This window comes from Candidatus Methylomicrobium oryzae, from assembly GCF_016745425.1.
GTDB classification, from domain to species: domain Bacteria; phylum Pseudomonadota; class Gammaproteobacteria; order Methylococcales; family Methylomonadaceae; genus Methylomicrobium; species Methylomicrobium oryzae.
Genome location: NZ_JAERVK010000004.1, coordinates 253917 through 275495 on the forward strand (window position 1 = coordinate 253917; position 21579 = coordinate 275495).

At 56.6% G+C, this 21579-nt stretch carries 23 protein-coding genes; 5 read left to right on the plus strand and 18 right to left on the minus strand.

The features are described from left to right. Positions 1 to 47: 47 nt before the first annotated feature. From rluB to JJL52_RS06275, 10 genes are all read right to left on the minus strand, one after another. Positions 48 to 941: a 23S rRNA pseudouridine(2605) synthase RluB gene (gene rluB, locus JJL52_RS06230; protein WP_202051538.1), complete on the minus strand. Its 894-nt coding sequence runs from the start codon at positions 939 to 941 to the stop codon at positions 48 to 50. Then, positions 886 to 1566, minus strand: coding sequence for an SMC-Scp complex subunit ScpB (scpB, locus tag JJL52_RS06235; RefSeq protein ID WP_202051539.1), 681 nt, complete (start codon positions 1564 to 1566; stop codon positions 886 to 888). Before scpB ends, rluB begins: the two co-directional genes overlap by 56 nt. A gap of 13 nt (positions 1567 to 1579) precedes the next feature. Then, the gene (locus JJL52_RS06240) at positions 1580 to 2401 is read right to left on the minus strand and encodes a segregation and condensation protein A (protein WP_202051540.1); all 822 of its coding nucleotides are present in this window, start codon (positions 2399 to 2401) and stop codon (positions 1580 to 1582) included. 32 nt (positions 2402 to 2433) lie between these two features. Beyond that, positions 2434 to 3087, minus strand: coding sequence for a site-2 protease family protein (locus tag JJL52_RS06245; RefSeq protein WP_202051541.1), 654 nt, complete (start codon positions 3085 to 3087; stop codon positions 2434 to 2436). Positions 3088 to 3102: 15 nt separating this feature from the next. Next, positions 3103 to 3723, minus strand: coding sequence for an L-threonylcarbamoyladenylate synthase (locus JJL52_RS06250; protein ID WP_202051542.1), 621 nt, complete (start codon positions 3721 to 3723; stop codon positions 3103 to 3105). 122 nt (positions 3724 to 3845) lie between these two features. Continuing rightward, positions 3846 to 4535 (minus strand): tRNA (adenosine(37)-N6)-threonylcarbamoyltransferase complex dimerization subunit type 1 TsaB, encoded by a 690-nt coding sequence (tsaB, locus tag JJL52_RS06255; protein WP_202051543.1) that lies wholly within the window; start codon positions 4533 to 4535, stop codon positions 3846 to 3848. 226 nt (positions 4536 to 4761) lie between these two features. Next, positions 4762 to 6420: an FAD-binding oxidoreductase gene (locus JJL52_RS06260; protein ID WP_202051544.1), complete on the minus strand. Its 1659-nt coding sequence runs from the start codon at positions 6418 to 6420 to the stop codon at positions 4762 to 4764. Positions 6421 to 6441: 21 nt separating this feature from the next. Continuing rightward, positions 6442 to 7629, minus strand: coding sequence for a globin domain-containing protein (locus JJL52_RS06265; RefSeq protein ID WP_236994079.1), 1188 nt, complete (start codon positions 7627 to 7629; stop codon positions 6442 to 6444). A 405-nt stretch (positions 7630 to 8034) separates the two neighbouring features. Next, positions 8035 to 8703 carry a copper oxidase gene (locus tag JJL52_RS06270; protein WP_202051545.1) on the minus strand — a complete coding sequence of 223 codons (669 nt, stop codon included), beginning with the start codon at positions 8701 to 8703 and terminating at the stop codon, positions 8035 to 8037. After that, entirely contained in the window at positions 8700 to 10361 is a 1662-nt protein-coding gene (locus tag JJL52_RS06275; RefSeq protein ID WP_202051546.1) for a multicopper oxidase domain-containing protein, read from the minus strand. The genes JJL52_RS06270 and JJL52_RS06275 overlap by 4 nt, the downstream gene beginning before the upstream one ends. A 256-nt stretch (positions 10362 to 10617) precedes the next feature. Between JJL52_RS06275 and tusD the strand changes: the two genes are divergently transcribed. The 3 genes from tusD (at position 10618) to JJL52_RS06290 (ending at position 12454) form a co-directional block, all read left to right on the plus strand. Continuing rightward, the gene (gene tusD, locus JJL52_RS06280; protein ID WP_202051547.1) at positions 10618 to 11007 is read left to right on the plus strand and encodes a sulfurtransferase complex subunit TusD; all 390 of its coding nucleotides are present in this window, start codon (positions 10618 to 10620) and stop codon (positions 11005 to 11007) included. A gap of 6 nt (positions 11008 to 11013) precedes the next feature. Continuing rightward, entirely contained in the window at positions 11014 to 11370 is a 357-nt protein-coding gene (gene tusC / locus JJL52_RS06285; protein ID WP_202051548.1) for a sulfurtransferase complex subunit TusC, read from the plus strand. 403 nt (positions 11371 to 11773) lie between these two features. Continuing rightward, entirely contained in the window at positions 11774 to 12454 is a 681-nt protein-coding gene (locus JJL52_RS06290; RefSeq protein ID WP_202051549.1) for a hypothetical protein, read from the plus strand. An 8-nt stretch (positions 12455 to 12462) separates the two neighbouring features. Here the strand turns inward: JJL52_RS06290 and JJL52_RS06295 are convergent, their stop codons facing one another. Next, positions 12463 to 13146, minus strand: coding sequence for a YggS family pyridoxal phosphate-dependent enzyme (locus tag JJL52_RS06295; protein WP_202051550.1), 684 nt, complete (start codon positions 13144 to 13146; stop codon positions 12463 to 12465). A 128-nt stretch (positions 13147 to 13274) separates the two neighbouring features. Between JJL52_RS06295 and JJL52_RS06300 the strand changes: the two genes are divergently transcribed. Both JJL52_RS06300 and JJL52_RS06305 read left to right on the plus strand, forming a co-directional pair. After that, on the plus strand, positions 13275 to 14312 hold the full coding sequence (locus JJL52_RS06300; RefSeq protein ID WP_202051551.1) for a type IV pilus twitching motility protein PilT: 1038 nt from the start codon (positions 13275 to 13277) through the stop codon (positions 14310 to 14312). Between the two features lie 55 nt (positions 14313 to 14367). Then, positions 14368 to 15501 carry a PilT/PilU family type 4a pilus ATPase gene (locus JJL52_RS06305; protein WP_202051552.1) on the plus strand — a complete coding sequence of 378 codons (1134 nt, stop codon included), beginning with the start codon at positions 14368 to 14370 and terminating at the stop codon, positions 15499 to 15501. 36 nt (positions 15502 to 15537) lie between these two features. Here JJL52_RS06305 and egtD read toward each other — a convergent pair whose 3' ends face one another. The 7 genes from egtD to folK all read right to left on the minus strand — a co-directional run bounded on the left by egtD (position 15538) and on the right by folK (position 21495). Continuing rightward, positions 15538 to 16494, minus strand: coding sequence for an L-histidine N(alpha)-methyltransferase (gene egtD, locus JJL52_RS06310; RefSeq protein WP_236994080.1), 957 nt, complete (start codon positions 16492 to 16494; stop codon positions 15538 to 15540). Next, a complete protein-coding gene (gene egtB, locus JJL52_RS06315) occupies positions 16491 to 17762 on the minus strand; it encodes an ergothioneine biosynthesis protein EgtB (RefSeq protein ID WP_202051553.1) in 1272 nt (423 codons plus the stop codon). Before egtB ends, egtD begins: the two co-directional genes overlap by 4 nt. Positions 17763 to 17823: 61 nt before the next feature. Further along, positions 17824 to 18105: a DUF427 domain-containing protein gene (locus JJL52_RS06320; RefSeq protein WP_202051554.1), complete on the minus strand. Its 282-nt coding sequence runs from the start codon at positions 18103 to 18105 to the stop codon at positions 17824 to 17826. 677 nt (positions 18106 to 18782) lie between these two features. Beyond that, positions 18783 to 19169: an aspartate 1-decarboxylase gene (gene panD, locus JJL52_RS06325; RefSeq protein ID WP_202051555.1), complete on the minus strand. Its 387-nt coding sequence runs from the start codon at positions 19167 to 19169 to the stop codon at positions 18783 to 18785. A gap of 178 nt (positions 19170 to 19347) precedes the next feature. Further along, positions 19348 to 20196 (minus strand): pantoate--beta-alanine ligase, encoded by an 849-nt coding sequence (gene panC / locus JJL52_RS06330; RefSeq protein WP_202051556.1) that lies wholly within the window; start codon positions 20194 to 20196, stop codon positions 19348 to 19350. Between the two features lie 2 nt (positions 20197 to 20198). Further along, complete coding sequence (gene panB / locus JJL52_RS06335; RefSeq protein WP_202051557.1) at positions 20199 to 20990, minus strand: 3-methyl-2-oxobutanoate hydroxymethyltransferase; 792 nt, start codon at positions 20988 to 20990, stop codon at positions 20199 to 20201. 1 nt (position 20991) lies between these two features. Continuing rightward, a complete protein-coding gene (folK, locus tag JJL52_RS06340) occupies positions 20992 to 21495 on the minus strand; it encodes a 2-amino-4-hydroxy-6-hydroxymethyldihydropteridine diphosphokinase (RefSeq protein WP_202051558.1) in 504 nt (167 codons plus the stop codon). Between the last annotated feature and the right edge of the window lie 84 nt (positions 21496 to 21579).

Sequence of the window (21579 nt, forward strand, 5' to 3'; positions counted from 1 at the left end):
AGCGTACCCTACAACTTCAGGCCACACTATTAAAACTGACAGGAAGATTATTTTTTGCCGGCCCTGGCGCTTTTAGGAGCATCTTTCGGCTGAGCCGGAAAACTTTCCCTCGGCAACCCGGCGAACTCAAACAAGGTATCCAGTTCTTTATCCGACAACTCGTAAAACGAATGCGCCTTCAACCGTTCGGGCAGCACGACCGGCCCGTAACGGACCCGCATCAGTCGGCTCACGACCACCTGCTGCGACTCCCACAGGCGCCGGACCAGACGGTTACGGCCTTCGGTAACCGTCACGTAGTACCATTTGTTCGCGCCCTCCCCGGCATAAAAACGGACCTCGTCGAACTTGGCCAAGCCGTCTTCGAGCTCGACGCCCTGCTTCAATTTCTCGATCATGGCCTCGGGCACTTCGCCTAAAATACGCACCGCGTATTCGCGCTCGATCTGGGTTTTCGGATGCATCAGCAGGTTCGCCAGTTCGCCGTTATTGGTGACCAAGAGCAGTCCCGAAGTATTGATGTCGAGCCGCCCGACCGCAATCCAGCGCGCCGTTGCCAGTTTCGGCAATTGCGTAAAAATGACCGGCCGGCCTTCCGGGTCGCGGCGCGTGACGACTTCGCCGACCGGCTTGTGGTAAAGCAGTACGCGGGTCGGCTGCCGATCGAACTTCTGCCAGTCGACATAGCGGCCGTTGATTTGCAGATGATCGCCCGAACGCAGGCGAGTCCCCAGCTCTGCGAGCGCACCGTTGACCGTTACCCGGCCTTCCTGCATCCAACGCTCGATTTCACGGCGCGAAGCGACGCCGCCGCGCGCAAGGACTTTTTGAATGCGCTCACCCGCGCCCTCGTCCGGCGCGGCCGCGACGGTTTCCGGCCGAGCCTCAGGCGCCGGTTTCCGGAACGGCTTCGGCGGCTTCTGCTCCGTTTTCGGAAGCATCCGGTTCGGTTTCGAAGGATGTTTCCCGGTTTTCGGCGGGTTCTTCTCGGGTTTCCTGTTTTTCACTGGCTTCCTGTTCGGGGGCTAAGATGACTTCCGGCGCCGGATCGAGCTCCTGTATTTGCTCCAGCGTCGGCATTTCGCTTAATGATTTGATATTGAAATAATCCAGAAACTGTTTGGTCGTGCCGTACAATCCCGGCCGGCCCGGTACTTCCTTATGGGCGACCACCCGGATCCATTCGCGTTCGAGCAGCGTCTGAATGATTCCGGAACTGACGCTGACGCCGCGGATGTCCTCGATGTCGCCGCGCGTGACCGGCTGCCGGTAGGCGATGATCGCGAGCGTTTCGAGCAGAGCGCGCGAATAGCGCGGCGGCTTCTCTTCGAACAAGCGCTGAACCCAGCGCGACAGTTCCTGCCGGACCTGAAAACGGTAGCCGCTGGCAACCTGCTGCAATTCGATCGGGCGGGACCGGTAATCTTCCGCCACCGCGTCGACCGCCGCCTGAATCTCGGCAAGCTCGGGCTGCTCGATCTCGGGGAAGACCTGCTGGATGTCCTTGCAGGTCATCGGCCGGTTCGCGGCAAACAGAATGGCTTCTACAATCGATTGAATTTCCATGATATACGGCGTTTCAGTTCGGCATCGCAGCGGCAGCGCCGCGAACCCGGATCTCGTCGAAAGGCTCGGGCTGAATGATTTCGATCAGACCTTCCTTGGCGAGTTCGAGGATCGCCAAAAAAGCCACCAATACGCCGGGGCGTCCCTCTTTGCGAAAGAAGATTTCGGTAAAACGTAGGCTTTCGACATTTTTCAGGTTGTCAAGAATCGTCGACATACGCTCGCGAACCGACAGCGGCTCCAGCGTCACATGGTGATGGCTGAATTGTTCGGCCCGCTTTATAACCTGTTGAAGTGCGAGCAATAACTCCTTCATCGTGACGTCGGGCAGTTTCTTTTCGAAAGTCAGATTCGAGGTATCGGCCGCGCAGGTGAAAAGCTCGCGCTCCAGCCTCGGCATTCTGTCGATCTCTTCGGCCGCCTTTTTGATAGCTTCATATTCCTGCAGGCGGCGGATCAATGTCGCCCGGGGATCTTCCTCGTCTTCTTCCGTTTCCTGAGGCCGGGGCAGCAGCATCCGCGACTTGATTTCCGCGAGCAGCGCCGCCATCACCAGGTATTCGGCCGCCAGTTCCAGATTGATTTCGGTCATCATCTGGATGTAGGAAATATACTGCTGCGTGACCTTGGCGATCGATACCTCGACGATATCGAGATTCTGCCGCCGGATCAGATACAGCAGCAAATCCAGCGGTCCTTCGAACAGTTCGAGGAATACTTCCAGTGCGTTCGGCGGAATGTAAAGATCGTCCGGCAATTGTTCGATCGGCTCGCCGTTGACGATCGCGATCACCGCGGCGCGTTCCGGCACGAACTCGTGGCTCAAGTCGTTCATCGCTCAATCAACGTCCGGCTTAAGCATGCGCGTCAGATGCCCGCGATCGAGAAAAACAATTGTTGCGCAAGATACATGGGATATTCCAGAATCAGGTTCAGTACCCGGGTATAAAGCAGCACTAAAAGGATGATGAAGCCGTAGCGTTCGAGACGGTTGTACTGCCAGGCCCAGTAATTCGGCAAGATACCGGTGACCACCCGGCTGCCGTCCAGTGGAGGAATCGGCAACAGATTGATCAAAGCCAGCACCAGATTGATCGAGATCCCGGCAATGCCGGTATAGATTAGCGGCAATGAAATCGATCCGACGCCGATCAGGACGCCCAGCCGCGCCAACAGCGCCCAACCGACCGCCATCAACAGGTTGGAAACCGGTCCCGCCAACGCGACCCAGGCCATGTCCTTGCGCGGATTCTTGAAATTTCTCGCATCGACCGGCACCGGTTTGGCCCAGCCGAAAATAAAGCCCGTTCCGGTCAAGAGCAGCAGCCCCGGCAAAATCACGGTGCCGAACCAGTCGATGTGCTTCATCGGATTCAAGGTCAGACGTCCCTGCTGATAGGCGGTGTTATCGCCGCATTTTCTCGCCACCCAGCCGTGCGCGACCTCATGCACGGTAATCGCGAAGATCACCGGCAGGATCCAGACCACGATCCGCTGAACCAGCGACAATTCGTTCATCATAATCAATATCCTCGGTTAAACCAGCATCGGCGCGATGCCGATGCCCTGCCGGACGATCTCGGGGCCGTTGTTCGAAAATTCAATGATCGTGGTTTCCCGGTATTCGATAACGCCGGCATCGATCACCAGTTCGATTTCGCGCTCCAGACGCTTTCGGATATCGAAAGGATCGGTCAGCGGCTCGCTCATTCCGGGCAATAGCAAACTGGTCGTAAACAAAGGCTCCTCAAGCTCGGCGACCAGCATCAACGCAATCGGATGCTGCGGAATCCGGATGCCGACCGTTTTCTTTTTCGGATGCTGCAGACGGCGCGGCACTTCCCGGGTCGCATCCAGAATGAAAGTAAACGGTCCCGGCGTCAGCGCCTTGATCATCCGGTAGGCATCGTTGCCGATTTTCGTAAAATTGGAGACTTGTGCCAAGTCCTTGCAGACCAGCGTGAAATTGTGCTTGTCGTCCAGCTGGCGGATCCGCCGGATCTTATCCAGGGCCGCCTTGTCGCCGATCTGGCAGGCGAGCGCGTACGAAGAATCGGTGGGATAGACGATCACGCCGCCCTGGCGGATAATCTCCACCGCGCGATGAATCAGACGCAACTGCGGATTTTCGGGGTGGATCTCAAAAAACTGGGCCATGCTTCAGAAAGGCATCAAATTAAGGTGCCATTATACCGTATTAATGCCCCAATCCGTTGAATTGTCTATCAAAGAAATAAGGTAATTCACCCCCGCAAGAAAGCTTTTTCCGCCGCCTCCCCTCAACGCTCCGATTCTTTCTTCGCGACTTTGTTGCGCAAGTAAACCGGCTGCGCGTGTTCGACATCGACCGCCAGGCCCTGCGCGTAGCCGCGTGCGCCCAAGCGGACGACCGCGCCCGCGCGCGGCAGGTTGTCCGTTTCGATTAAATCGACGCGGCCGGCCAGCTTGTCCGCCAACACATCCCGGTAAGGTCCCCAACCGGTGCCGATCCCGGCACCCGAAACATCCTGAAAAACGATCGATTCGGCCGGCGTTACCTTTTCCTCGCCGATCAGTTCGGCAAAGCCGGAGACATCCCGTCGGTAAACCGCAAAATAAATTTCGCCCATCCGGGCATCCATTGCGGTAAAGGCGGTGCCGCAGCGATCGCCGTTCCGGTCGAAAAACTCCTGCGCGACCGCCGCCAGCGTCGAAACCGGCACGACCGGCAAATCACCGCCCAGGGCAATGCCGTGAATCACACCGGTCGCAATCCGCACGCCGGTAAAGGAGCCCGGCCCGCATCCGAACGCCAGCGCATCGAGATCGGCAAGCTTCAATCCCGCCTCGCGCATCAACCCGTCGACCATCGGCAGAATCAATTGGGCATGATCCCGCGGCGATACCTGATAACGCTCGATCACTTCCCCGTCGAGGTAAAGCGCGGCCGAGCACGCTTCGGTGGCGGTCTCCACCGCGAGTAATTTCATTCTTTATCCTATTAGGTAATTCGATTATAGAGCCGCTGTGTTGCTTAGGATTTCGTCAAAAACAACTTCCCCCTTTGAAAAAGGGGGATTGAGGGGGATTTGTTTGATAAATCTCCCCCCGCCCCTCGGCAATATAGCTCCTGCAGTCGTCTTTCTCAAAGAGGGGAGCGAAGCCTCTGCTTTTCAAAACAATCAACATTCGGGGAAATTATTTCCTACCAGATCCTTAAATGTCCAGTTCGAGGTCGGAACGGGCGGTCGTGCAGCAGCCGTAAACAAAGCCCGCTTTACGGGTCTTTTCGTCGATTTCGCAGCCCGAACTGACATGCACGTCGCCCCGGCATTTCATTTCGCACTCGCCGCAACTGCCGACACGGCAGCTGTAATCCACCTCGATACCGTGCGCTTCGGCCAGCTCCAGGAGGGTTAGATGCTGATCGGTATCGACGATTTTACCCGATTTGGTGAATTTGACCTTATACAAGGGCTCTTTGAGCCGCAAGGCACTCGGGTTACCGGAGGAGAGCGGCGCAGACCGTCCCGTACCGAAGCTTTCGGTATGGTAGCGCGACATATCGTAGCCCAAATCGCGCAAAAACCTTTCTACATCATGCGCGAAAGGGTCGGGGCCGCACAAAAACACATCGCGTTCGTGGAGGTCGGGCGCGAATTCCGCGAGCATCGGAGGACAGATTCGTCCGCTGAATCCAGTCCAGTAATCTTCGTCCGGCAGGACAGAGGTGAGCGTTATCGCGGTCCGAATCCGGCGGCTCCTTGCCGAAAGCATTTCAAACTCGCGCCAATAAATGATGTCCTGCCGGGATTTAAAGGAGGCCAGCAGCTTCACGTCGACGTTTGCGGCCGTATCGGCCAGCCAGCGGCACATCGAGAAAACCGGCACGATTCCGCTTCCGGCAGCGAGAAACAAAATTTTCCGGGGCATCTGATCGAAGCAGGTAAAATGCCCTAGCGGCCCTTTCGCGAGCAATTCGTCGCCCGGTCTGATCCGATCGCAAAACCAGTTGGAAACCAGGCCGCCCGGCACCCTTTTCACGGTCACCTCCAGCAAATACGGCCGCGACGGCGTAGACGAAAGACTGTAAGAACGCCGGACCTCCTTGCCATCGATATTCAGGATAAAGGTAATAAACTGCCCCGGCTTATAGGAAAAAAGCATCGGCTCCAGGCCCGCCAGACAAAACGTCTTGCAATCGTGCGTCTCTTCCACGATGTCGACGACTTGTAACCGGATGATACCTCCACCCCATATTTCCAAGCCGCCTTGAACTCCGGTCGGAGCGACCGCTAGAGCGGGAGGCGGGACTTTGGCGGGAGAATCCGGAATATCGCCCTCCATATCGACCGGAACCGTGGGCATGCGGCGATCGGAAAGCGAAAGTTCCAGCCGGTAATCGGGCAGATCGATCTGTATATCACCGTAGAGTGGAACCCTTTTTTTCGGCGGCAATTGTTTCCGGTTGACCTGTGTGCCGCCCGCATCATCCAGGCTTTCCAAGTAAAACTTGCCTTGATGGCGGAGAATGACCGCATGAAACGGCGCCATTTTGTTCGATTCGAGCTGCAAATCGGCCCGCGGATGACGACCGATCACAGTGACGTTGCCGAGTTCCTGCATCGAAGCTTCATACACGACGCTTCCGACCTTCAAGACCCGCAACCGGCCGTCTTTCGGCCGATGGGGCTCGATGCCCGCAAACAGGCATCTGAGCCACAATGCGCCCGTGTCGCCGATACTCCGATGAAGATTCCCGGCCGGACCGTTTTTCGGATGGGATGAAGGCTGTATCGGCGCGCATCCGGAAAAAAAAGCCTGCCTCCATAATTGATTGCCGCCAGGTTCGAAGATCTGATTCTCGCTTGCCATATTTCAATCCGATTTTCCAGGCTAACGGTTCAAAACCGCGTCACGGGTGCTTTCGAGAACCGTCATCATCTCTTCGATCTGGTCGGACGGAATATGCAGCTCGGCCGCCGTTTCTTTAAAGATTTCGCAAACCCGGTCGAAATGCCGGTCCGACAGGCCGTGCTTTTCGACCAGCTGTTTGTGGGCCTCCCGCAAGTCCTGCGCGTCATACCGGTAAGGACCGCCGAAAGCCATGGTCAGGAAAGATTTTTGTTTCAGGCGCTGGCTTTCCATATCGACGCCTTCAAAGAAGCGCTTCACCGTCTCGTCCTGCAGCACTTTCTTGTAAAAGATATCGGTGCACCTTTCTATCGTTTCATCGCCCCCGATGCGGCGATAAAGCGGAATATTCATCACTTCGAAATAGTCGCCGCCTTTAGCCGCGACATTATCGGTGCCCCAATCGATCTTCTTATCCAGCTTTTTCATCAGCGGAATATGTTTGGAACACTGAATATAGGCCTCCTCCACTTCCACCATGATCCAGCGTTCCGGGCATTTCTTGCCTTCCTGCCGCATTTCTTCGAGCACGTCTGCCGGCAGATTGTCGCGGTATTCGAGCAGTTCCTCGCTGGCAATCACCCTGACTTTGCCGTTGACGTGAAGCCCTACGGTATCGCGGGTGAAGTCGATCATCAGCAAGGCGATATGCGGATTTTCGAGCATATTGCCGGTGTTTGCGAACACACCATTGCCCCGGTATTCGGGGTAAATCAGGTATTTGTCGCTCAACACCCGGATAAAGCCGGGCTTGCCGAATTTGGAGGTGCAGTCGCATTCGCCGCTGCGGTCGGCCGAGGCAATGAACAGGAACTCCTGGCGCCTGATGAACTCCTGCATTTTCGGAGCCAGAAAATCCAGAACCTGCTTGTTGTAAAAATTGTTGGCCCGGTCCTGCGTCTGCCATTTTTCCTGGAGCTGATGCTCCGTCTCGCACCCCGGTAATATTTTTGATTGCTGGCGGCCGGCTTCGGATTCGGTACGGCCTTTGCTCTCGTGCAAAGCCGCTTTCGATGGCGGACTTTCACGGAAAAATGCGACTTTTCTCAGAATGTTCGGCACAGGTGAACGTTCGCTTTCGACTTCCTGCATCAAAGGCCGGAATTGCTGTCCGGAAGCGGGCGCTCCGTTTTGCCGGCCGCTGTTTTTTCTAAAACCGAATCTGCCCATTGTTCCCTCCTCACCTTCTTGAGGGCCGGCTTCTATGATAAACCACCTGCTTTGGTCAGGCGCACATACCATCCGGATTTGCCGGCCTCTACGGATTTTATTGTTCATACGGTTTTCTGCACGAAAAAACCGTACAAATAATAATACAAATACACCCAAAAAGATACCAAAAATAACGCATCCGCGAACTGTGCCGCTAATACTTCCCTCGCCGTTCGCATGAAAATTTACCCGATATAAAAACAGCCTCAATTCGGCAGCGGAATTGAGGCTGCGGCGGGCGTAAGGCACCGGGGCACTCGCCTCGGCTACGGAAGTTTATCAAGTCGAATGATCATCCTCCTTGCCAATGAGAGCGCTTCAAGATTGACTCATGTGCGGGTAGCCATGTCTGTTATTTCCGCCTCATTTCTTGCCGATGCGCAATCGCAATAACAGCGGTGCGAGCGTGCCGATCAGGATGCTGAACAACACCATGCCGATATGCTGGCGGGTCCAGTTGACCGGGTACAAATCGGCCTTGACCGGCTCGGTCAACCCGGGAATACTCGGCAAATCGCCGTCGCCCCCGTCGACCTTCAATTGCGCCTTCATGCCTTTTTCCTGGTGCTGCGGCAGCTCGCAGTGCACCAGGTAAGTCTTCTTCCGGCTCGGCACGATCATCGAAGCCTTCAACTGCCCATGCCCGAACAGTTCCAGGTGCAGCATCCCTTCGGGATAGAGGTAACCCGGCAGGCCGTGGATCATCATCTGATGCCGGACATGGTCGTCGTTGATAAAGGTGATGTTGATCTTCGCGCAGGGTTTGACGTTCCATTCCTGCTGATCGTAGGCGAACATCCGGCCCGGAAATTTTTTCGCGTGTTCGTGGCCGGCGCGGATCGTCAGTTCGACCGTTTCGGAAATCTGCGGGCAATCGCGCGGCAGCCGGTCCGGATTCGCATTCATGATCATCCCGGTTTCATCCATCATCATGCCGCCGTGGTGATGCATCATTTCGGCATTTGCAGGTAATCCTAAAACGCCGAGCAGCCACAAACCGGCGGCAAGCGTTGTTTTTTTCACGATTTTCATGATTTACGGTTCCTGTAGCCGGTAAAAATCAGATAGACGGCAAACCCGAGCGCGGCGCCGCCCGTCAGGCCGAAGGCAACCAACTTCAACACGTTCGGCTCGATCAATCCGGGTTCGCCGAGCATCGCGGTAAAATCGCCTTCCGCCCAGGGCGGCTGTTTTTTCGCATAATAATTTTTGTCGAACGCGACATCGAGCATTTCGGCGTGCATGTTCGGCATGCCTTTCTCGTCCAGAAAAGCCCGGTAACCGAGCAGCGAGATATTGCCTCCCGGCTCCATGCCGTCGGTCGTTTCGCCGTTCGAGGCATGGTCGTGGAACATCCACACGCCCGGCCCGTAACTGTGCAGGCCGTCGTTGACCGTTTTGAGATCGACGTCGAGCCGTTGCGCGGGCGCGATGTCCAGCACGTCGCGCGTCTCGCGCGCCGCCTCGGGCCGCTCGGCGCCGTCGGTCGCGGTGACCGTGACCTTGTGGCCGTGAATGTGCAGCGCCATCGGCGAACGCTGCGCATTCGCGATCCGCAGTTTGACCTTCTCGTTTTCGCCGGTCGCGATCAAGCCGTCGCGCACCGTATAAGGAAAGGAATGCCCGTTCAACAGGAAATAATTTTCATGCGACTCGGTGATGTTGTACTCGCGGCTCATCCGTTTCGCGATCAGGCGGACGTCGTTCGCCTCCTGGATCACCGAAGACAGCTTTTTGTCGAGCGACTGGTACAGCAGGTCGAACTCGCGGTTGTAGTTTTCCTTCACCTGCACCGACGGATGCCGCACCTGGCCGGAACCGATATTGAAAGTCTGCACCCAGTTGTTCGGCTTGTTTTCTTCGACCACGAAGATGCCGCCGAGCCCCATCATCATGTGCTGCGCGGTCTGTACATGGCAGTGATACAGCATCGTGCCGGGATGCCGCGGCTGCATTTCGTAGGTATGGCTCGCCCCCGGAAATACCGCATGCTCTTCCATCCCGTCGTTGTCCTCGCCGGCGGCGGTCATGAACGGATGGTCGACGCCGTGCAGATGGATCGTATGCGGCAGGTAATGGATGTTTTCGAGCGTGACGAATACCTTATCGCCCTGCTCGACGCGGATCGTCGGCGACGGCGCGCGCAGCAGCGGGTTCGCCTGCATCGTAAAGAAGTTTTTCAACGCCATCCCCTGGGATTTGGGCGCGAACACCCAGAGTCCCGGCTTGAGGCCCGGCGCGATGTCGAACGTATTGATCAGAAACTCGCCGTCGGGACTTGCGCCGTTCAGCTCGACCACTTCGAGCTTGATCCGGATCACGTCCGGGTCGCCGTCGTGATCGAGGTCGTCGCTTTTGACGACCGCGTCCTGGGCGAGCCGGGTCTGCATCAGGGTCGCCATCGACACGTTATTGGTGCCCTTGACCGCCGCCGCAATGTCATAAGGGTTATCCGGATCGCAGGACAGTGCTTCGTCGATGCTCACGCCGTCGATCGTCTGCGCCTTGCGCCATTCGGGATGCTCGTCAGGGCACGGGTTTTCGGTGCCTCCCGCTTCCGCCGAGCGGGTATAAACGGTCGAGGGCGCCAGGGCGCCGCCTCTTTCCAGGCCCGACGGCAGCAGCCACCAGGCAAAACCCGCCGCCAGCGCGGCGAGCAGTATTACGATATAGCGTTTTTTGGGAGTCATGGAATGACGAAAAACTTTAAAAAGACAGTTATTGTAAAGGGCCGTACCGGGAAAATAAACGTAGGGTAAGCTGCGCGTACCGTTATCTTAAATTTTCCGGTTTTTCCGAATACTCAAAATTTAGAATAAGGTACGCACAGCGTACCCTACGATAGGACAGCGCAACCTCTGACAATAAAAAGGACCGATAAGTTTGCGCTTAATGCTGACTCCTGCCGGATTATGTTAATCTACAAGGAAAAAACCGACCAAACCGATGAAATTCGCGATCCAAGTCAACGCCGGCCCTTATGCCTCGAACGCCGGCCATACCGCTTACCGATTTGCCGAAACCGCGCTCGCGATGGGACACGAGGTGGCGCGGGTGTTTTTTTACCATGACGGCATCTATCACGGCTTGCGGTATGCAACGCCGCCCGACGACGAATTCGACTACTCTGCCCGCTGGAGCGCGCTGGCCGACCGCCACGGGATCGATCTGGTGCTGTGCATCTCGGCGGCGCAAAAGCGCGGACTCCTGTGCCTCGACGAAGCCGGGCGGCAAGGCAAGCGCGATGACGACCTGGCGCCGGGTTTCCGGATTGCAGGCCTCGGGCAACTGGTCGAGGCGATCCGGCACGCGGACCGTTTCCTGGTGTTCGGCTGATCCGCTATGAAGCAATTTTTATTCGTTCTCCGCAGGCCGCCGCACAGCGGCGCCTTCGTTCAGGAAATGCTCGATATCATCCTGACAACCGCCGCCTTCGACCAGCCGACTTCGCTCCTGCTGCTCGACGACGCGGTCTTCCAGTTGAAACACGGCCAGCAGCCGGCCGATTTTGGAATGAAAGATACCGCCTCGATCTATCGGGCGCTCGAAATTTATGATGTAAAGCTCGTCTATGCGGAACTCGAATCGCTCGAAGAGCGCGGCCTGAAACCGGCCGATCTCTGCCTGCCCGTCCAAACCATCTATAGGAAAGACATCGCCAGCCTGATGCGCCGCCATCAGGTGCTGTTTCCGGGGTAAACCGCCGCTCTGCCGACAAACGGCCTCCGCAGCCGTTGCGGAGCGCCGAAAACTTCATGGCGTCCCGGCGAAGACCTGCGTGCCGCTTATCCCCGATGGTAAACGCAGGAACTATGTCATATGCCTCACCGGGTCGGTCAAATCACCCAAATTCCCCCGACCAGCGCAATATAACCCTTTGATAAGGGTATATTTTTGCTAGACAAACTCCTAACTTTAGCAAAAATAATGCCAAAAACCGCGACATTTTGCCGCGCGTCAATTCGCCGCATTTCCTAACACATACCATGCCGATACACTCTTCTCCAGCTTTTGCGAGGCCTGTAAGACAGCATAAGCTATCATCCTTCCTCACTCGGCGCGGACCGGTTTCCGGTCCGCCCTTTTTTTGAAAGGAGCCGACATGAAACGCTACGACACGCTTAAGACAAACAAGATTCCGACGCATCCCGAGATGCTGAGAAAACAAACCGCAATTCACGAAGCGGGACACGCTGCCGCGATTTATCTGGGCAACAAACAAAAGCAACTGCCGCCGGTTTTTTTCCAAATCATCATCAAAGACGTGGTGCACGAGGGACAATGGCCCTGCCGGACGCACCATTCCGCTCCCGATACAATGGCTTGTTTCGCGAAGGTCGAGGGCGGCCGACTGATTCATACGCTGCCTTCCTCGCTGGCGGAAGCCGCACGGCGCCTGCCGCCTTCCGAACGGAACGCCTACCGGGCCGCGTTCGAGGCCGATATCGTCAATTTTCTGGCCGGCCCGCTCGCCGAAGCCAAATACGTGGCGTTATGCGACGGCGAAATCTTCAATCCGCGCCTGGTGAATCTCGACGCGCTGCATTTTTACGGCGGCGCGGCGGATGTCGCGCTGGCGAAGGAATACATAGACTGCCTTCCCCTGGAACCCCGGGAAAAAGAACAAAAGCTTGGCGAACTGTTCCTGGCCGCCCATCATTTCATCAACCAGCGCTCGCACTGGCAGGCCATTATTGCGCTGGCCGATTTCATTTTGAACACCGGCAAAAAAACGATCGCCTGCGAAGAAATTATCGGCGTGCTCGACGCGCAGGCCGCCTGAGCCTGAAATCAGGCGGAACGCGCTTCCCGCGCCCCGAACAGCGCCGTCCCGATCCTGACGATCGTCGCGCCTTCCAGAATCGCGGCCTTTAGATCGTCCGACATTCCGAAAGAAAACGTATCGAGATCCGCTCGCTCCAGCCGTTTTACCGCTTCACTCAACGTCCGGTAAGGCATGCGTTGCCGTTCGAAATCGCTTTCGGGCGCCGGAATCGCCATCACCCCGCGCAGCCTCAAACGCGGCATACTCGCTATCTGTTCGCACAGCGCCGTCAGTTCTTCGAGTTCGACGCCCGATTTGGATGCTTCGCCGCTGATATTCACCTGTAAGCACACATTCAACGGAGGTAAGTTCGCCGGCCGTTGGTCGTTCAGCCGTTTGGCATTTTTGAACGAATCGACGCTGTGCACCCAATCGAAATGCGCGGCCAAAAGTTTGGTCTTGTTCGACTGGATCGGTCCGATGAAATGCCAGGTGATGTCGTAGGCGCCAAGCTCGGCCTGCTTTTTTACTGCCTCCTGGCAGTAGCTTTCGCCGAAATGGCGCTGCCCCGCCAGGTAGGCTTCGGCAATATCCTCGGCAGGCTTGGTTTTGCTGACCGCGAGCAGCAGCACCGAATCTTCCGGGCGCTTGGCGATGCGGCAGTATTCCCGAATTTGCTGGCGGACGAGGTTCAGATTCCGGCTGATCATGATGTTTTGATGTCGAAGTAAAACATGGAGAGCCGGCTATTAAACACCACGCCTTTAAAAAAACAAAGAGTTGAACTACTTTTAGGGACAGGTCAACCAATTTTACCCGCTTGAACTCAGAGGAAAGTATGGATATTGCCGAGCTGCTCGCTTTTTCGGTTAAAAACAATGCATCGGATTTACATTTATCGGCAGGACTGCCGCCAATGATCCGGGTCGACGGAGACATACGCCGAATCAATGTCCCTGCTCTCGACCACAAACAGGTGCACGCGCTGATGTACGACATCATGAACGACAAACAGCGCCGTGATTACGAGGAATTTCTCGAAACCGACTTCTCGTTCGCGCTGCCCGGCGTAGCGCGGTTCCGGGTCAATGCGTTCAACCAGGAACGCGGCGCGGCCGGCGTATTTCGGACAATTCCTTCCAAAGTTTTAAGTCTCGAAGACTTGAAGGCACCGAAATTTTTTGAAGAAGTCACCCGCAAACCGCGCGGCCTGATCCTGGTTACCGGCCCTACCGGCTCCGGCAAATCGACCACGCTGGCGGCGATGATCAACCATATCAACACAAACGACTACGCCCATATCCTGACCGTCGAAGACCCGATCGAATTCGTGCACGAAAGTCAGAAATGCCTGATCAACCAGCGCGAGGTGCACCGCGATACGCATGGTTTCAACGAGGCGTTGCGCTCGGCGCTGCGGGAAGATCCGGACATCATCCTGGTCGGCGAAATGCGCGACCTGGAAACGATCCGGCTTGCGCTAACCGCGGCCGAAACGGGCCACTTGGTATTCGGCACGCTGCATACCACTTCCGCCGCGAAAACGATCGACCGGATCATCGACGTGTTTCCGGCCGCGGAAAAAGACATGATCCGGGCCATGCTGTCCGAATCGCTGCAGGCGGTCATTTCGCAGACGCTGCTGAAAAAGGTCGGCGGCGGCCGGATCGCGGCGCACGAGATCATGGTCGGCACTCCCGCAATCCGCAACCTGATCCGCGAGGCAAAAGTCGCGCAGATGTATTCGGCGATCCAGACCGGCCGCAAGGACGGCATGCAGACGCTCGACCAGAATCTGAAGGAACTGGTCGACAAGGGGCTGATCACCTCGAAAACCGCGATGACCCGGGCGGTCAACAAAGACATGTTCCGCTAGGCAAGAGCGATAAACTCATTTTCAATCGGCTACAACCGCGACGGAAGAAAAACTCATGGATTTTAAAGCATTGCTTGCACTGATGGTGCAAAAAAAAGCGTCCGACCTGTTCATCACCGCAGGCCGCGCGCCGACGATCAAGGTCGACGGCTCGATGGTGGAAGTCTCCAAAACACCGCTGATGCCCGACCAGTCGATGAAGATCGTGCTGAGCATCATGAACCAGCGGCAAAAGGACGAATTCGACCATACCAAGGAATGCCAGTTCGCAATCAGCGTTCCCGATCTGGGCCGCTTCCGGGTCAGCGCCTTCATGCAGCGCGACGCCGCCGGGATGGTCCTGCGCCGGATCGAAACCGTGATTCCCACGGCCGAAGAACTGCACCTTCCGCTGATCCTGAAAGATCTGATCATGGAAAAACGCGGGCTGGTGATCTTCGTCGGCGGGACCGGCACCGGTAAATCGACTTCGCTGGCCGCGCTGATCAAGCACCGCAATCAGAACTCCAGCGGCCACATCATCACTATCGAAGACCCGATGGAGTTTATGCATTCGCATTTGGGCTGCATCGTGACCCAACGCGAGGTCGGCGTCGATACCGAATCGTACGAAGTCGCCTTGAAGAATACACTGCGGCAGGCGCCCGACGTAATCCTGATCGGCGAAATCCGGACCCGCGAAACGATGCAGAATGCGATCACATTCGCCGAAACCGGCCATCTCTGCTTGTCGACCCTGCATGCGAACAACGCGAACCAGGCGATCGACCGGATTCTGCATTTTTTCCCCGAGGACATGCATCCGCAGTTGTTCATGGATCTGTCGCTGAACCTGCGCGGGATCGTCGCGCAGCAGTTGATCAAGCGCGCGGACGGTAAAGGCCGCTATCCGGCAGTCGAAATCCTGATCAACACGCCGCTGGCGAAGGATTACATCCGCAAGGGCGAAGTGCACAAATTGAAGGAACTGATGAAGCAGTCGCGCGAACAGGGTATGCAGACCTTCGACCAAGCCTTATACGATCTGTATATCGCAGGCAAAATCAGCTACGAAGATGCTTTGAACTCGGCCGATTCAAGAAACGAAGTCCGCCTGATGATCAAGCTCGGCACGGCAGGCATCAGCGGCATGGCCGGCGACAATATGATGCTGAGCGAAGCGGAAGAGGATAAAGGCGCCTTGTTTTAAAATCGCCGCAGGCAAGGCATGCCGGAAACGGAAACGCTAGGCGCTCAAATAATGGATGCTGAATAAGCCTTCGGGATCGATCCAGACTTTGCCTGGACGGAATCCCGCCCGCAGAGCCAGGCGGTGGAAGCTTGCGATGCTGTATTTATGGGAATTTTCGGTATGGATCGTTTCTCCTGCCGCCATACGGATCGCTCGATCCGCTACCCGGACCGACTGCGCTTCAGGACTCGCCAGGTGCATTTCGATACGGTCGAGTTCCGGATTATAAAAGGCGAGATGGTCGAAACGATCGATCCGGAAATCGGCAGCCAATTCACGATTGATCCGCACCAGCAAATTTTTATTGAACGCTTCGGTCACTTTCTGCCGGTCATTATAGGCGGCTTCCAGCACATCGATATCCTTGACCAGATCGACGCCGATCAGCAAACCGCCCCCGTCGCCGACAAGCCGGGCAATCCGCTTCAACAGCGCGGCCGCCTCCTCGGGCGTTAAATTGCCGATGCTGGAGCCCGGGAAAAATACGATGCGCCGCTGCCCTTCCAGGCCAGAAGGCAAATGCAAGGCACCTGCATAATCGGCGCAAACGGCATGAATTTCCAGCCACGGATAATCCGAGGAAAGGGCATTGGCCGCAACGCGCAAATGATGCTTCGAAATATCGATCGGCACGTAAGAAGCGGGCCGCAACGCATCGAGCAATAACCGGATTTTACGGCTGCTGCCGCTGCCGAGTTCGAAGAGGACCGCATCCGGCCCGACCGCGTCGGCTATCTGATCTCCATACCGTTCGAGCAGGCCGGTTTCGGTCCGCGTCAGATAATATTCGGGCAGTTCGCAAATCCGATCGAATAGCTGCGAACCTTGAGCATCGTAAAAAAATTTCGGAGCAATCGTTTTCTGCCGGCCGCTCAGGCCTGCCAGGATTTCCGCCTGAAAATCGCTCAAGGGCGGATGAAAATCGTAAAAATGCAGGCCGACCATCGTCATGCATCCTGAGCCAGGCGAATCCCCATAAACTGCCAGCGGTTATGCGGATAAAAAAAATTGCGGTAACTTTTACGGATATGGCTTTCGGGCGTGGCGCAAGAGCCGCCGCGCAGCACCATCTGACTGCACATGAATTTGCCGTTGTACTCGCCGACCGCACTTGCCCAAGGCCGGAAACCGGGATACGGCCGGTAGGCGCTTTGTGTCCATTCCCACACGTCGCCGCCCAGCTGCAAGAGCCCCTCCCCTGTTCCAGGGGCCTGCGGACGGAACCGGCCGGACTCCAGGTAATTTCCGGGCCTCAATCCTACCGTCCCTGCCGCATGTTCCCATTCTTCTTCGGAAGGCAGACGCTTGCCGGCCCAGGTCGCAAAAGCGTCCGCCTCGAAATAGCTGACATGGCAGACCGGCTCTTCAACCGTCAGCGGCTCTTCCCCCGCCAGTGTGAAATACTGCCAGGCGCCGTCCATTTTTCGCCAGTATAAAGGGGCTTGCCAGCCTTCCCGCTGCACTGCGGTCCAGCCGTCGGCCAGCCACAACAAGGGATTGGCGTAGCCGCCGTCGTCGATGAATTCGAGGTATTCGGCATTGGTTACCAAACGGTTGGCCAGCAGAAACTCATTCATCCGTACCCGATGGCGCGGCAGTTCATTGTCGAAACAAAACCCGTTGCCGTCGTGCCCCACGGCGATCTCGCCGCCCTGCACTTTGATCCATCGCAGCGGCACGGGCACCGTATCCTCCCCGGAAAAGCGGCCTTCGGTATAGACCGGCACAAGCGGATTGTTTCCCAGAATATGCTTGATGTCGGTCAGCAAGAGTTCCTGATGTTGCTGTTCATGGTGCAGGCCCAGCTCGATCAGCAGGCGGATGTGCCGGCTTTCATCACGATCATCCTGCCGCTCCATCAATTCGGTCATCGCCTCATCGACATGGCGCCTGTACCGATAAATGTCGACGACGGAAGGACGTGACAAAAGTCCGCGCCGATCTCTCGGAAACGGTGTTCCGACGCCTTGATAGTACGAATTGAAAAGCGGGTGGAAACGGGCGTCGAACGGCCGGTAGCCGACAACGTACGGCACCAGAATGAAAGTCTCGAAAAACCAGCTGGCATGCGCAAGATGCCATTTCGGAGGGCTGACGTCAGGCATCGTCTGTACGACATAATCTTCCACCGCGAGCGGTTTGCACAGCATCTCGCTTTGACGGCGCACTCGGCGATAAGCTTCCAGCTGGCCGGACACGCTTTCGGAATTTTCGCCCATAACGCGGCTCCTTAACGAAACGAAGAGTCTGCGGTTTGATTCCCTCTTCCGCAATGCACTTTCATTCGGCGATCTCGACGCCCTTCCAGAAAGCGATATAGTTTTTTATGTACGAAGCTTTCTCTTTCGGTTCAGGATAATACCAGGCGGCATCCGGGCTTGTGGCACCGTTCACCACGATGTCGCAGTAGCTCGCTTGGCCCTTCCACGGGCAGACGGTATGGGTGGCGCTTTCGCGCAGAAATTCGGTATGCACCGAAGCCGGCGGAAAATAACAATTTCCCTCAATCTCGATCACCTCATCGCTGTCGGCAATGACTGTGTTATTCCATAAGGCTTTCATGGCGCTCGCTCCGTGACAGTTTATCTTAGTGGAATGGGACTTTGAGGCAACCGGCGGAGTTCCCCGCCCGCTACTTTTGCGGAGAAGAAGAAAAGGCCTTCTTATTCCTTCCGAACGCCTGTAAAGGGTTAAGGATTTGATCGGTAATAACGTTCCCTCGCCGAGCGCTTCTCGTGATACTCCGTTGCCGGCTTGGGTTATCCCCCAAAGGGTACAAACCGCCCTAGGGTACGCTGTGCGTACCTGTTCACCACCCAATGATACGCACAGCGTACCCTGACAACTGAAGGTTGTGTTTAAAGAACGCTCTACTGTCTCCATATCAGGTGTCTCATGACACGTGCCGTGACGGAATCGGTCGAGCGACACGCCGGGAGGTTATTTTTAGCCACATCCTAAAGGCCGCCCGGCGGTGTGCTTGCCCCCCGTTGAACACGGCGGCGACGGTCATTGGCCGTAGGTCCAGCGGGCAATAGAGGATAATGGGAGAGAGAACTGCCGGATTTATAAGACCTGGCAGGCGGGAGGATTATGGTGCTCGAAATACCTGATCTTACTCTATCGGAAGATAAAGAAACCCTTCAGCCGTTAGAATCCAGAATGCAAAAAAGCGCCTCTAACCGGAATGGTCTTTGTCAATCCGAGTTAAAGCCGCTTCCAGGAATAAAGGTTGTCGGTCAAGCCGCCTGGACTTGCACCGGAATCGACGACGCAGTACGCACCACCTCGTTCTTTTCGTTGAAATAGATCAGAGCGGGCTTGTAGTTCGCCAGCTCTTTCTGATCGTAGATCGCATAGGCGCAGATAATCACCAAATCGCCCGCACAGGCAAGGCGCGCCGCCGCGCCGTTGACCGAGATCACTTTAGACCCGGCTTCCGCACGGATCGCATAAGTCGTGAAACGCTCGCCGTTGTTGACATTGTATATCTGGATCTGTTCGTACTCCCTGATCCCTGCCAAATCGAGAAAGTCGGAGTCGATTGCGCATGAGCCTTCGTAACCGAGCTCCGATCGTGTAACGGTCGCCCGGTGAAGCTTCGCTTTCAGCATCGTAGTTTGCATAATAACCCGATATAAAGTGCTTTAAGAAACCTTCAATTATCGCTCATTCCTGTAGATCCGGCAATATACGAAGAACAAGGAATTCGCTTTGAAAACGCCGAGAAAAGGCGGCTTTGCGCAATAATATTAAAGATCCGCGGCTCCGCCTAAAGTCGGCAACCTCCGTTTCGCTATTACTTTACTTGGAAAAAGCAATATTATCAATCAACCGCGTTTTTCCGAGCCTCACCGCGGCCAGGATTACGATCTCCCGGTCTTCGGGCGTCGCTGCGGCCAAATCCGAACTTCGGCAGATCGAAAAATAATCGGTCTTAAAGCCCGCCTCCGCAAGAAAAGACTGTGCCTGCCGCTCGATATCCGCATAAGCCTCCCGGCCGCCCGATAACAATACCGTTTCCTTGGCCTCGCACAAAGCCCGATAAAGCTTGGCTGCATTGACTTTTTCGGGTTCGGTCAGATAGCCGTTCCGGGAACTCATCGCCAACCCGCTCGGCTCCCGGACCGTTTCGACCGGCACCAACGCCACCGGAATATTCAAATCGCGCACCATCGTACGGATGATCGCGAATTGTTGATAGTCCTTAAGACCGAAAAAAGCGCTATCGGGTTGCACAATATTGAACAATTTCGCGACCACGGTCGCGACCCCGTCGAAATGGCCCGGCCGAAACGCGCCGCAATGCAGATCGGATAATCCCTTCACGCTGACCACCGTTTTCGCGCCGGGATCGTACATGTCCCGGATTTCGGGCAGGAACAGCAGGTCGGCGCCGGCCGCCAGCAATTTTTCCCGGTCTTCGGCTTCGGTGCGCGGATAGGTCTCGAAATCTTCGCCGGGGCCGAACTGGGTCGGATTCACGAAAATGCTGACCACGACACACTCGGCCTGCCGCCGCGCCGTCTCTACCAGACGGATATGTCCCGCATGCAGATTGCCCATCGTCGGCACGAACGCGATCCGCTCGCCGGCACGCCGCCGGTTGCCGAGAATCGCGCGCAGTTCTGCGATGGTTTTGACGATTTGCATGATTAAAAACTGTGGGCCGGTGTAGGAAAACGCAATTCTTTAACGGCAGACCGGTAATTGCCGAACGCTTCGGCGATCGCAACCGGCGGTTGCATGAAATTCATCGAAAAACGCGGACGCTTGCCGATGCCGATGTCCAGCATGTCGTAAAGCACCAGCACCTGACCGTCGCAATCGATGCCTGCGCCGATTCCGATTACCGGAATGGACAGACGCGCGCTGATAGCGGCGGCCAGCTTCGCAGGCACGCATTCCAGCACCAGCAAAGCCGCGCCGGCCGCTTCCAGCTGCAGCGCATCGGCAAGGATTTTGTCCGCTTCGGTCTGGTCGACGCCCTGCACCTTGTAGCCGCCGAGGCGGTTGATCGACTGCGGCAACAGCCCCAGATGGCCGCAGACCGGGATGCCTTGATCGACCAGAAAACGGACCGCTTCGAAGCGCGCACCTTCCAGCTTGACCATCTGCGCGCCCGCCTGCATCAGTTTGGCCGCATTCATGGCTGCGCCGAGGGGATCGGGATAAGTTAAAAACGGCATATCCGCAATCACGAACGCTCGCCGGCGCGCGGCCGCTACCCAACGGGTATGGTAGATCATATCGTCCAGCGAGACCTGGAGCGTCGAGGCCTGCCCCTGAATCACCATGCCCAGCGAGTCGCCGACCAGCATCACATCGATGCCGGCCTGATCGATCAAAGCGCTGAAGCTGGCGTCGTAAGCAGTCAGGCAGGCGATTTTCTCGCCTTGCCGCTTCATCGCCGCCAAGTCGTGAATGGATAAGGGCTTCCGATTCATTTTAATTAATCCTTTCAAGCCCGCCGCGCGGGCAGTTTACGATAAGGTCGGCAATCCGCCCCAGCCCGGGGGCTACCAGTTCCGGCGCGATTTCGAACAGCGGATACAACACAAAAGCGCGCAGGCTCAAGCCTGGGTGAGGGACGGTCAACTCGGCCGTCTCGATCCGGTGTTCGCCATAAATCAGCAAATCCAGATCGAGCGTGCGCGCGGTCCAGCGCTCCCCGACCCGGACTCGTCCGTGCACCTGCTCGATGTGCTGCAAATGGTGAAGCAAAGCCGGCGCGGCCAGATCGGTCGACACCGCCATCACCGCGTTCACATAATCGGGCTGATCCTGCGGCCCCATCGGCGGACTGCGGTACAGACTGGAAAATGCCAGCTCCCGCACCCCCGGAACCGCAGCGCACTCGGCGCGCGCCGAGCGAACCTGTTCCACGGGATCTGCCAGATTACTGCCCAGCCCTATGTAAGCAGTGACAGTACCGTTATTTGGTTTGTTCATTAGGAATAACCTTCTTGAAATCACGACCTGCCCAGTCTTAAAACCCTGGCAGGCCTTCAGCCGAAAAGCCCGCTTCGTTCTATC

What these genes read in the sequence shown, in the direction of transcription:
- JJL52_RS06265 (WP_236994079.1), bottom strand. Translation starts at nt 7,629, where the DNA reads ATGGGCAGATTCGGTTTTAGAAAAAACAGCGGCCGGCAAAACGGAGCG.
- egtB (WP_202051553.1), bottom strand. Translation starts at nt 17,762, where the DNA reads ATGGGCGAAAATTCCGAAAGCGTGTCCGGCCAGCTGGAAGCTTATCGC.
- rluB (WP_202051538.1), bottom strand. Translation starts at nt 941, where the DNA reads ATGCTTCCGAAAACGGAGCAGAAGCCGCCGAAGCCGTTCCGGAAACCG.
- tsaB (WP_202051543.1), bottom strand. Translation starts at nt 4,535, where the DNA reads ATGAAATTACTCGCGGTGGAGACCGCCACCGAAGCGTGCTCGGCCGCG.
- JJL52_RS06260 (WP_202051544.1), bottom strand. Translation starts at nt 6,420, where the DNA reads ATGGCAAGCGAGAATCAGATCTTCGAACCTGGCGGCAATCAATTATGG.
- JJL52_RS06295 (WP_202051550.1), bottom strand. Translation starts at nt 13,146, where the DNA reads ATGATCAGCCGGAATCTGAACCTCGTCCGCCAGCAAATTCGGGAATAC.
- JJL52_RS06245 (WP_202051541.1), bottom strand. Translation starts at nt 3,087, where the DNA reads ATGATGAACGAATTGTCGCTGGTTCAGCGGATCGTGGTCTGGATCCTG.
- JJL52_RS06305 (WP_202051552.1), top strand. Translation starts at nt 14,368, where the DNA reads ATGGATTTTAAAGCATTGCTTGCACTGATGGTGCAAAAAAAAGCGTCC.
- JJL52_RS06320 (WP_202051554.1), bottom strand. Translation starts at nt 18,105, where the DNA reads ATGAAAGCCTTATGGAATAACACAGTCATTGCCGACAGCGATGAGGTG.
- JJL52_RS06290 (WP_202051549.1), top strand. Translation starts at nt 11,774, where the DNA reads ATGAAACGCTACGACACGCTTAAGACAAACAAGATTCCGACGCATCCC.
- tusD (WP_202051547.1), top strand. Translation starts at nt 10,618, where the DNA reads ATGAAATTCGCGATCCAAGTCAACGCCGGCCCTTATGCCTCGAACGCC.
- panB (WP_202051557.1), bottom strand. Translation starts at nt 20,990, where the DNA reads ATGAATCGGAAGCCCTTATCCATTCACGACTTGGCGGCGATGAAGCGG.
- JJL52_RS06250 (WP_202051542.1), bottom strand. Translation starts at nt 3,723, where the DNA reads ATGGCCCAGTTTTTTGAGATCCACCCCGAAAATCCGCAGTTGCGTCTG.
- JJL52_RS06270 (WP_202051545.1), bottom strand. Translation starts at nt 8,703, where the DNA reads ATGAAAATCGTGAAAAAAACAACGCTTGCCGCCGGTTTGTGGCTGCTC.
- scpB (WP_202051539.1), bottom strand. Translation starts at nt 1,566, where the DNA reads ATGGAAATTCAATCGATTGTAGAAGCCATTCTGTTTGCCGCGAACCGG.
- panC (WP_202051556.1), bottom strand. Translation starts at nt 20,196, where the DNA reads ATGCAAATCGTCAAAACCATCGCAGAACTGCGCGCGATTCTCGGCAAC.
- tusC (WP_202051548.1), top strand. Translation starts at nt 11,014, where the DNA reads ATGAAGCAATTTTTATTCGTTCTCCGCAGGCCGCCGCACAGCGGCGCC.
- panD (WP_202051555.1), bottom strand. Translation starts at nt 19,169, where the DNA reads ATGCAAACTACGATGCTGAAAGCGAAGCTTCACCGGGCGACCGTTACA.
- JJL52_RS06275 (WP_202051546.1), bottom strand. Translation starts at nt 10,361, where the DNA reads ATGACTCCCAAAAAACGCTATATCGTAATACTGCTCGCCGCGCTGGCG.
- JJL52_RS06240 (WP_202051540.1), bottom strand. Translation starts at nt 2,401, where the DNA reads ATGAACGACTTGAGCCACGAGTTCGTGCCGGAACGCGCCGCGGTGATC.
- egtD (WP_236994080.1), bottom strand. Translation starts at nt 16,494, where the DNA reads ATGACGATGGTCGGCCTGCATTTTTACGATTTTCATCCGCCCTTGAGC.
- JJL52_RS06300 (WP_202051551.1), top strand. Translation starts at nt 13,275, where the DNA reads ATGGATATTGCCGAGCTGCTCGCTTTTTCGGTTAAAAACAATGCATCG.
- folK (WP_202051558.1), bottom strand. Translation starts at nt 21,495, where the DNA reads ATGAACAAACCAAATAACGGTACTGTCACTGCTTACATAGGGCTGGGC.